Raw genomic sequence first — 9520 nt, forward strand, 5'->3', positions numbered from 1 at the left:
GCGAGGAGAGGACAGCCGCGAGGCCGAGGCCGAGGCCGTGGAACTTCATCCAGCAGATGGCGCCGGTCGAGCCGGAGCTGGACTTTGAGTTGGCGGTGATGGGCGCGGCCAGGATGCGGCCCCGGCAGGGAAGTTGGCGGGCTGCCGAGCGGGCCTTGGAGCGGGCGCCGGGTAATTTCCGGAGGCCGAGGAGGGCGAGGAAACCCAGGAACGCAAGAAAGCCAAGAAAGCCAGGAAGCCGATGTAAGTCGTGGTGGCCGGCCGGGGCCGGGCGGTGGGCGTCTTGCGGAGGTCTTCGCGGGAGAGCAGGGCGCGCCGGTCGAGCCGGAGGGCGGCGGGCGGCGGGCGGCGGGCGGCGGGCGGCGGGCGGCGGGCGGCGGGCGGCGGGCGGCGGGCGGCGGGCGGCGGGCGGCGGGCGGCGAGGGTACCCGCCGGAGAGCGCAGCGGTACCGGAGACTGCGGCGGTACCGGAGGGCGCATCGGAAGGCGACGACGGAGGCGGGGAAGGGTTTCGACGGGAAGGTCGTCGCGAGGAAGGCGGTGGCCAGGAAGGCGACAGCCGCGGCGTAGGAGGGCAGCGCGGCGTAGGGGGGCAGCGCGGCGTAGGGGGGCAGCGCGGAGTGGGCGTTCCGTCCCGGGTGGTCGCCCAGGGCTATGGCGGTGATCAGCAGGGGTGCGAGGGCCGCGGTGGCGAGGGGTGCACGGGTGGCCAGCGCGGTCTGCCGGGCAGGTGCCGCTGCCGGCGGGGCCGGGGCAGGCGCTTCGGTTGGGGCCGGGGCGCGCGGTGCGGTTGGGGCCGGGGCGCACGGTGCGGTTGGGGCCGGGGCAGGCGGGGCGGGTGGAGTGTCGTTGGTTGGCTGTGGCACGGCTCCACGCTAGGGGAATTTGGTGCGAATGGCCCCTTTTGCGGAGTGTGGGAGTTACGGGGTGGGCAGTGAGGGGGCGCGGTGCGGGCAAGGGGCGCCGGGTCGGCGCCGGCCATGGCTCATTCTTCGGCGAGCGCCTCGTGCCACCACTTGTCGCGCCCCGGCTGCCAGGAGACCGGCCGCGAGCACCGGTTCACCACCAGCACGGTCCGCCGCTGCCCGCTCGCGTCCGTCGTCGCACCCCGTGCCAGCGCGTGGTCCAGTACCGCCTTCACCGGTCGAACGGCGCCGTCCCAGAACGCGGCGTCGGCAGTGATGAGCACCCGGGCGTCCGACTGCCGGGTGCGCGTGACCAGTTCGGGCACCGTCAGCGAGACCGGCAGTGTGGTGCGTATCGCGTCCAGCCGGCCGCAGGCGAGGGTGGCGATCACCGACTCGGGCACCAGCGGTAGATGGACCGCGACCTTGTCGCCGGCGCGTACGCCGAGCCGGGCGAGCGCGGCTGCCGCCCGCGCGGCCTGATCCAGGAGCATGCCGTGCGTCAGCTCCTCCAGGCGGCCCGGCTCCCCGCTCCAGGTGAGGGCGATCCGCGACGCGTCCCGGTCTTGCACTTCCGGGGCGTCATCTGCATGCTCTGAGGTCACACGGCGCAACATGCGGATCAGCATGGAGAACAGCGATCAACGATCGCTGAACGTCCGCTGTACGGCGCCGCGGCCGGAAGCCGCCGCGACTGCGCGGTACGTCGACCGACGCATCACCTGACGTACCGACTGACGCGTCAACTGACCCCGTTCCTTTGCGGCTTGCTCGCTTCCCTCTTCCGTCTACCGTCTTGCACCCTGCGGCAGCGGCGCCTGTTGACCGGCGCCGCGGGTGGGTCCCTGCGGACCTCCCGCCTCTTCCTGCCCCACTCCGGTGCACTTCATCCCCCTCCTCACGCGTTCCTTCGCGCGTGCCTTCGCGCGTGCCTTCGCGCGTGCCTTCGCGCGTTCCTGTCCTTTGCCCTGGTTCCGTACGTGTGAGAGGCGGATTCCCATGCCCGTACTTCCGGAGAACGGCCTGCCGACGCAGGCCCGTTGGGCGCTCGCGGCCCTGGCCACCGGTTCGTTCTGTGTCCAACTGGACTCCTTCGCGCTGAATCTGGTGCTGCCCGTGCTCCGTGCCGACCTGGGCGGCCCCGGGGGCAGGGGCGTGACGGCGTGGGTGGTCAGCGGCTATCTGCTCGCCGCCGGGTCGCTGATGCCGGTCGCGGGGCGGCTCGCCGACCTATACGGGCGGCGGCGGATGCTGGTCCTGGGAGCGGTGCTCTTCGGTGTGAGCGCCGGTCTCTGCGCGGTGGCGGAGTCAATGACGTTCCTGGTGGCGGCGCGGGTGGCGCAGGGCGCGGGCGGGGCGCTGATCATGCCGGCCGGGCTGGCGCTGCTCACCAACGCCTGCCCGCCGGGAAGCGGGCGCCGGGCGACCGGGCGGGCGCTGGGGCTGGCCGGGCTGGGCACCGTCAGCGGCCCGTTCGTCGGGGGCGCGCTGGCCGAGGCCGTGTCCTGGCGCGCCGCCTTCTGGCTGACGGTGCCGCTCGCCGCGGCCACCGCGCTGTGCGCCCGCCGGGCATCCGAGTCCCGTGACGCGGCTGCCGCGGGCCGCCCCCTGGACGTCGCCGGAGCGGTCACCGCGACCGGCGCCCTGGTGTGCCTGGCGGGCCGGCCGGAGCATGGCGCGGTTTGGGTCCGGGTGGGCGGGGCGCTGCTGCTGGGCGCGCTGTTCGTACGGGCCGAGCGGCGCGCCGCGGTGCCCCTGGTGGACCTCGGGCGTTCCGGAATCGTCCGTACGTGGTGCTGACGGCGGCCGGTGCGGTCGCCAACTCGGCGACGGTGGTGCTGCTGTACGTGGGTCCCGATGGCGCTCCAGGAGGGGCGCGGGTGGTCCGTGCTGGGCGCCGGGGCGGCGTTCCTGGCGCCGGCCGCGGCGCTGGCCGCCGGGGGCCCGCTGGCCGGACGCCTGCGCCCCGGGGCGGCGGTACCGGTGATGGCGCTGTGCCTGGCCGTCTCCGGGGGCGCGCTGTGGGCCGTCGGGTCCGTCACGGGTACGCCCGCGCTGCTGGCGGCCTCGACAGGGGCCGCGGCGGCGCTGGGCGTGGCGGGCGCGCTGGCCCTGACGGGTACTCAGGCGGTGGTGCGACGGGAGCGTGCGGGCGAGGCGTCGGGGGTCACCAAGGCCGTAATGACGGTGACGGCGGGGCTGGGGCTGTCCCTTACGGGCACGGCCGGGGTGGCGGAGACGGCCGTGGGGGCGGGGACGGCGGGCGGCTGGGCGCTGCCGTCCGCCGCTCTGCCGTCGGCCGCCCTGGCATCGCCCACCCTGCCGTCGACCGCGCTGCCGTCAACCGTCCTCCCGGCAGCGGTGTGCGTGGCCGGGGCGATAGCGGTGGCGCTGGCGGGGCGGACGAAGCGGTGACGGGGCCCTCCATACCCTCCATACCCTCCGCCCCCTCCGCCCCCTCCATCCCCACCGTCCTCCCCGCCCCCCACGGCGCGCCTACCGCCGTTCGCGCCTCAGCCCACCTCGCCGCATCCCCCCGCCACGTCGCTCACCTCGTCGAATCCCCGGGCCTCCAGCAGGGCCGCCGCGATCACCGACCGGTTTCCGCTGCGGCAGTAGAGGACGACCGGGCGGTCCCGGTCGAGTTCGCCGATGCGGTCGGGGAGCGCCGCCAGCGGGATGTTGCGGGCGCCGGGCAGTGCGCCCGCGGCGTACTCGGCCGGGTTGCGGACGTCGATCAACTGGCCGCCGTCCGCGGGGTCCAGGGGCAGTTGCCCGAGGAGTTCGTCGATCCGTAGGCGGTGGCTGCGGCGGGTGAGCTGCGGCGCGTCCGCCAGTACGCGTGCCGGGTCGGGGAGGTGGCCGAGTACCCGGTCGTAGCCGATCCGGGCGAGGCGGAGGCGGGCCTCGGCCTCCGTGCCGGGGTCGGCGAGCAGCACGATGGGGGTGCCGGGGGTGACGACGCTGCCGGCGTACTCCGCGAACCGGGTGTCCAGGCTCGTGTGGAGCGAACCGGCGAGGTGGGCGCGGGTGTAGGCGGCGGGCGGGCGGCAGTCGAGCAGGACGGCGCCGTGCTCGTCGCGGGCGGCGAGGGTTTCGTCCAGGGTGAGGGCGGCCGGCGGTGCGGGGTCCCGCAGGGGGTGGCCGTCGCGGTTGAGGGCCGCGTCGTGGGCGAAGTAGCCGGGTGTGGCGGGCTGTTCGGCGGTGACCAGGCGGACGAACTCGGCCTGCGGCATGGGCTGGAGGGCGTAGTTGAGGCGGCGCTGGTCGCCGATGGTGGAGCTGGTCTCGGTGGACAGGCTGCGACCGCAGGCCGAACCGGCGCCGTGGGCAGGGAAGATCCGGGTCGCGTCCGGGAGGGTCAGGAGTTTGGTGCGCAGGGAGTGGTGGAGCCGTACGGCCATGTCGTGCGGGGAGTGGCCGGCGGTGGAGAGCAGGTCGGGGCGGCCGACATCGCCGACGAAGAGGGTGTCGCCGGTCAGGACGCCGAACGGTACGGCGTCCTCGGGGTTTTCCCGGACGACCAGGCAGATGGACTCGGGGGTGTGCCCGGGGGTGGCGAGGACGGTCAGGGTGACCCCGGAGCCGACGGTGGTACCGGGTCGGGCGGCGGACTCCGGACCGAGTTCGGCGCCGGACTCCGAGCCGGGCCCGGTGCCGGGTTCCGGACCCGGCCCGGCGGCAGGCTCCCGGCCCGGCTCGGCCCCGAGGTAGATGCGTTCGCCGTCGCGTAACCGCCTTATGGGGAAGCCGGTTTCGGCGGCCTCCCCGAAGGCGATGTCGGCGCCGGTCGCCCGCGCCACCTCCAGGTGCCCGGAGAGGAAGTCGGCGTGAATGTGCGTCTCGATGACGAGCTCGATGCGCAGGCCGGCCGCGGCGGCATCGGCGAGGTATTCGTCGATGTCGCGGCGCGGGTCGACGAGTACGGCGCGTCCGGTGTTCTGATCGCCGATCAGGTACGACGCCTGGGACAGGCAGTCGAGGTAGTACTGCGCGAAGTGCACGGTCGGCCTCCAGGGTGGCCCGTGAGCGGCGGTGGGCCGGCGCGGGCGGGGAGCGGTGGGTGGCGGATGAATGCACCGTGCAGGCCGGCGCGTTGTGCGGATGCACGGATGTACGTACATTAAGTATCCGGATGGCGGGCGACAAGCCGAGCCGTCCCGCAACCCCCCGGCGGAGGAACCGACATGACGACCGAGCCCGAGCAGCCGGGCACGCACGGCCGCCCCGACCCGCACGGCCCGCGCCCCCTGGACCGGCGCTCGCCGCTGCCCCTCTGGGCACAGCTCTTCGCCGATCTGCGCCGCCGGATGGAAGCCGGCGCGTTCACCGAGGAGTTCCCGGCCGAGCACCGGCTGACGGGCGAGTACGAGGTCAGTCGGCACACCGTCCGCGAGGCGCTGCGCAAGCTGCGCGCCGACGGCCTGGTGATCGCCGAACGCGGGCGCGCCAGCCGCCTCGACACCCGCCGCATACAGCAGCCGCTCGGCTCCCTCTACAGCCTCTTCCGTGAACTGGAGGGCCAGGGCGTGGAGCAGCGCAGCGAGGTGCTGCGGCTGGAGCGGACCGCGGACGGGACGGTCGCCGGCCACCTGGGGCTCGTCCCTGACGCGCCGCTGGTCGTACTGGAGCGGCTGCGGCTCGCGGACGGCGAGCCGCTCGCCCACGACACCGCGTATCTGCCCGCCGAGGTCGCCGAACCCCTTCTGGACGCCGACTTCGGGCACACCTCGCTCTACGGGGAGTTGTCGGCGCGCTGCGGGGTGAAGGTCGACGGGGGGCGGGAGCGGATCGCTCCGTTCCTGCCGGACATCCGGCAGGCGTGGCTGCTCGGACTGGCCGACCGCCAACCGGCGTTCGCCATCGAGCGCACCGGGCGGGCCGGGGATCGGCCGGTGGAGTGGCGCGAGACGGTGGTCCGCGGCGACCGCTTCACGTTCGTCGCCGAGTGGTCCGGGGACAGCCGGGCCGTCGCCCTGGCGCCGCGCGCGGCGTGTCCGTCCGCGTAGCCGCCGTGTCGTCCGTCGTCATAGCCGCCACCGCGCTGCCCTGCGGCCTGCTGATCGGTCTGCTGCTGGGTGCGCTGGGCGGCGGCGGTTCGGTGCTGGCCGTGCCCGTCCTGGTCTATCTGCTGGGCCAGTCGCCCCATGAGGCCACCGCGGGCGCCCTGGTGGTGGTCGCGGTCGGCGCCGTCACCGGTCTGGTGTGCCACGCCCGTGCGGGCCGGGTCCGCTGGGCGGCAGGCGCGGTGTTCGGCGCCCTGGGTACGGCGGGCAGCTATGCCGGCTCGCGGTGGAGCGCGGCCCTGGACCCCAGGGTCCTGATGGCGGCGTTCTCCGGGCTGATGCTGGTGGTGGCGGCGGGGATGCTGCTCCGGGGCGTCCGGGGGGCGCGGGAGTTACGGGGCCGGCGGGAAGCCCCGGAAGCCCCGCAAGCCCGGGTAACCCAGGCAACCCGGGTAACGCAGGGCATACGGGAGGCGTGGCGCCGCTCGGGGACCGTGCCCTTATGGCGCCGCGCACGGCACACCGCCGGGGCACCCGGCACCTCTCCCGTAGCGGCCCCCGGCGCCCCCCTCACACCCGACACGCCCGCCTCCCGCACCACCGCGCGGCCCTTCCGCACCGCCGTGACCGCCTCCTCCGTGGGGCTGCTCACCGGGTTCTTCGGGGTGGGCGGCGGATTCGTCATCGTCCCGGCCCTGACCCTCGTCCTCGGGCTGGAGATGCCGGTCGCCGTCGGGACCTCGCTCCTGGTGATCCTCATCAACTCGGCCGCCGCGCTGGCCACTCGGGCCGGGACCGGCTCGCCGGACTGGCCCCTGCTGGCCACCCTCGCGGCCTGCGCTGCGGCCGGCAGCCACCTCGGCAACCGCCTCGCCGCCCGCCTCCGCGCGCAGACCCTGACCACGGCCTTCGCCGCCCTCGTCGCCGTCCTCGCGCTCACGATGGCGGCCACCACCCTGACCGGCCGCTAGCTCCCGTCCCCCAACCCCCGACCCTCATCAGCCCGCAGGAGAGACCCATGACCCACCCCGCAGCCGAACCGGCCCCGTCCGCCGCCCCCGCGGCCGGCACGAGAGCCTCCGCCCACCACCAGATCCTGATCATCGGCGGCGGTACCGGGGGCATCACGGTCGCCGCCCGTTTACGCCGTGCCGGCCTCCGCGACATCGCACTGCTGGAGCCCTCCGACACGCACTGGTACCAGCCGCTGTGGACCCTGGTCGGCGGCGGCCAGGCCCCGCTGCGCGCCGCGCTGCGCACCGAGGCGGAGGTCATCCCGCCCGGCGTGCGCTGGCTGCGCGAGCGCGCCACCGCCGTCGATCCGGCGGCCCGTACGGTCACCACCGCCACCGGCCGGGTCCTCTCCTACGGGCGGCTGGTCCTCGCGCCCGGCCTGAGCCTCGACTGGGACGGCGTGCCGGGCCTGGCCGCGGCTGTCGGGCACGACGGGGTGAGCAGCAACTACCGGCCCGATCTCGCCCCGTACACCTGGGAGTTGATCCGCCGGATGCGGCGCGGCACGGCGGTGTTCACGATGCCGTCGGGTCCGGTCAAGTGCGGCGGCGCCCCGCAGAAGATCGCGTATCTGGCGGCGGACTACTGGCGCAAGCGCGGTGTGCTGGGCGCGATCCGGCCGGTCCTCGCGCTGCCGGAGTCCTCCCTCTTCAAGGTGCCGGTCTTCGCCCGCGCGCTGGAGCAGACCGCGCGCCGCTACGGCATCGAGGTGCGGCTGCAAACCGAGCTGACCCGCCTGGACGGGGCGGCACGTGAGGCGGAACTCACCGATCACGCCACCGGCACGGCCGAGACGATCCGCTACGACCTGCTGCACGCCGTCCCGCCGCAGCACGCCCCCCGGTGGCTCGCCGACGGTCCGCTGGCCGACCCCGCGTCCCCCTACGGGTACGTCAAGGCCGACCCGCAGACCCTCCAGCACCCCGACTTCCCCGAGGTCTTCGTCCTGGGCGATGTCGCCAACCTGCCCACCTCCAAGACCGGCGCCGCCATCCGCAAGCAGGCCCCGGTGCTCGTCGGCAATCTCCTCGCCGGCCTGCGCGGGCGCCCCGCCACCGCCCGGTACGACGGGTACACGTCCTGCCCGCTCGTCACCGCCCGCCACAAGATGCTGCTGGCCGAGTTCGACTACGACCTGCGCCCGGCGCCGTCGTTCCCGTTCCTCGACACCACCCGCGAACGCACCGACATGTGGTTCCTCAAGCGCTACGGGCTGCCCCAGCTGTACTTCCAGGGGATGCTGAAGGGCCGGGCGTAGCCGCCGGCCGCCGGCTCTCCGGGCAGGGCGGCCCGCACCCGCAGCCGGGTGCGAGCCGCCCGCCGCCGCCGTCCGTCAGGCAGCCGCCGCCACCTCCCCCACCACGCAGCCCACGTTGTCCGGGGCGCCCGCCTCATGGGCGTGGCGGACCAGTTCCGCCACCGCCTGCCGGGGGGTCGCCGCGCCGGCCAGCACGTCCTGGATCGTCTCGGCGGGTACGACGCCGGTCAGGCCGTCGGTGCAGAGCAGATAGCGTTCGCCGGGGTGCGCCTCCAGGAGCTGGAGGTCGGGGGCGAAGTCGGCGCCACCCTCCAACGAGCGCAGCAGTTGGGCGCGCTGCGGATGCGAGGCGGCCTCCTCGGGGGTGAGCCGGCCCTCGTCGACCAGGGACTGGACCACGCTGTGGTCGTGGGTGACGCAGAAGAGCCCGGAGTCCCGCAGCACGTAGGCGCGGGAGTCGCCGATGTGCAGCAGCCCCAGCCGCGCACCGGAGCGCAGCAGGGCGGTGAGGGTGCTGCCGCTCTCGTCCGCCGACGGGGCGGCGCGGTGGGCGCGGCGGGCCGCCTCCTCCAGGACGGCCGGCAGATCGGCCGAGGTCAGGTCCTGGTCCTCCAGGGCCTTCAGCGCCTCGACGGCGGCGGTCGCGGCCGGGCCGCCGCGGGGGCCGTAGCCGTCGGCGACCGCCAGCAGGCGCGAACTCGCGTATGCCGCGTCCTGGTTGGCGGGGCGGACCAGCCCCCGGTCCGTCAGGGCGGCGACGCGCATCGTCAGCGGCGTCGAAGGGGTCTGCGGTGCGGTCATGGCGGTGTTCTCCCTCTCCAGCTGGTCGACGAGGAAGGCGGCCAGGTCCCGGCGGGCGGCGACATCGGCCTCGACCTGCGCCCAGTACGCGGCGAGCGCGCGGGCCGCCGCGCCGGGTGCCAGCTCGCACACCTCGTGGATGCGGGCCAGCGGCATGCCGAGCCGGCGCAGCCAGGCGACCAGCCGCGCGCGCTCCAGCTGGGCCGGGGCGTAGTGGCGGTAGCCGCTGTGCGGGTCGACGTGGACGGGGGTCAGCAGGCCGAGCTCGTCGTACAGGCGCAGCGCCTTCGGTGAGAGCCGGGACGCCCGTGCGAACGTCCCGATCGTCATCAGTTCCCCGTGCATACGCTCCCCGTCCACCGGCCCGGCGGCCAGGGCGCGCCGGACCGTCCGTGTTCCCGATGGTTCCTCGTACCGGGCGCCTCGCCCGGCGCCACCGATGCTGGGGCTTCCCCCAGGGACAAGGTCAAAGGACAGGGCCTAGGTGTGTTGTTCGGACAGGTTGGTGACGCGGCTGGCTGGGGTGTGGCCGCCGA

At 75.1% G+C, this 9520-nt stretch carries 8 protein-coding genes; 5 read left to right on the plus strand and 3 right to left on the minus strand.

The genetic code is table 11. The features are described from left to right. Positions 1-985 precede the first annotated feature (985 nt). A complete protein-coding gene (locus tag IEZ17_RS40670; RefSeq protein ID WP_229853106.1) occupies positions 986-1510 on the minus strand; it encodes an AMP-binding protein in 525 nt (174 codons plus the stop codon). Between the two features lie 394 nt (positions 1511-1904). On the opposite strand from IEZ17_RS40670, the gene IEZ17_RS43625 reads away from it, so the two are divergent. Beyond that, positions 1905-2705 carry an MFS transporter gene (locus tag IEZ17_RS43625; protein ID WP_229853107.1) on the plus strand — a complete coding sequence of 267 codons (801 nt, stop codon included), beginning with the start codon at positions 1905-1907 and terminating at the stop codon, positions 2703-2705. 57 nt (positions 2706-2762) lie between these two features. After that, the gene (locus IEZ17_RS43630) at positions 2763-3320 is read left to right on the plus strand and encodes a hypothetical protein (RefSeq protein WP_229853108.1); all 558 of its coding nucleotides are present in this window, start codon (positions 2763-2765) and stop codon (positions 3318-3320) included. Positions 3321-3418: 98 nt separating this feature from the next. Here IEZ17_RS43630 and IEZ17_RS40680 read toward each other — a convergent pair whose 3' ends face one another. Continuing rightward, entirely contained in the window at positions 3419-4909 is a 1491-nt protein-coding gene (locus IEZ17_RS40680) for an MBL fold metallo-hydrolase (protein ID WP_189308671.1), read from the minus strand. A 183-nt stretch (positions 4910-5092) separates the two neighbouring features. Between IEZ17_RS40680 and IEZ17_RS40685 the strand changes: the two genes are divergently transcribed. From IEZ17_RS40685 to IEZ17_RS40695, 3 genes are read left to right on the plus strand one after another with little or no spacing between them, the layout of a single operon-like run. Further along, positions 5093-5914: a GntR family transcriptional regulator gene (locus tag IEZ17_RS40685; protein WP_189308672.1), complete on the plus strand. Its 822-nt coding sequence runs from the start codon at positions 5093-5095 to the stop codon at positions 5912-5914. A 5-nt stretch (positions 5915-5919) separates the two neighbouring features. After that, positions 5920-6882 (plus strand): sulfite exporter TauE/SafE family protein, encoded by a 963-nt coding sequence (locus tag IEZ17_RS40690; RefSeq protein WP_229853109.1) that lies wholly within the window; start codon positions 5920-5922, stop codon positions 6880-6882. Positions 6883-6929: 47 nt separating this feature from the next. After that, positions 6930-8183 carry an NAD(P)/FAD-dependent oxidoreductase gene (locus IEZ17_RS40695; RefSeq protein ID WP_189308673.1) on the plus strand — a complete coding sequence of 418 codons (1254 nt, stop codon included), beginning with the start codon at positions 6930-6932 and terminating at the stop codon, positions 8181-8183. Between the two features lie 75 nt (positions 8184-8258). On the opposite strand, the gene IEZ17_RS40700 is transcribed toward IEZ17_RS40695, so the two are convergent. Continuing rightward, complete coding sequence (locus IEZ17_RS40700) at positions 8259-9314, minus strand: MerR family transcriptional regulator (RefSeq protein ID WP_229853110.1); 1056 nt, start codon at positions 9312-9314, stop codon at positions 8259-8261. Positions 9315-9520 lie beyond the last annotated feature (206 nt).

This window comes from Streptomyces albospinus, from assembly GCF_014648695.1.
GTDB lineage: Bacteria > Actinomycetota > Actinomycetes > Streptomycetales > Streptomycetaceae > Streptomyces > Streptomyces albospinus.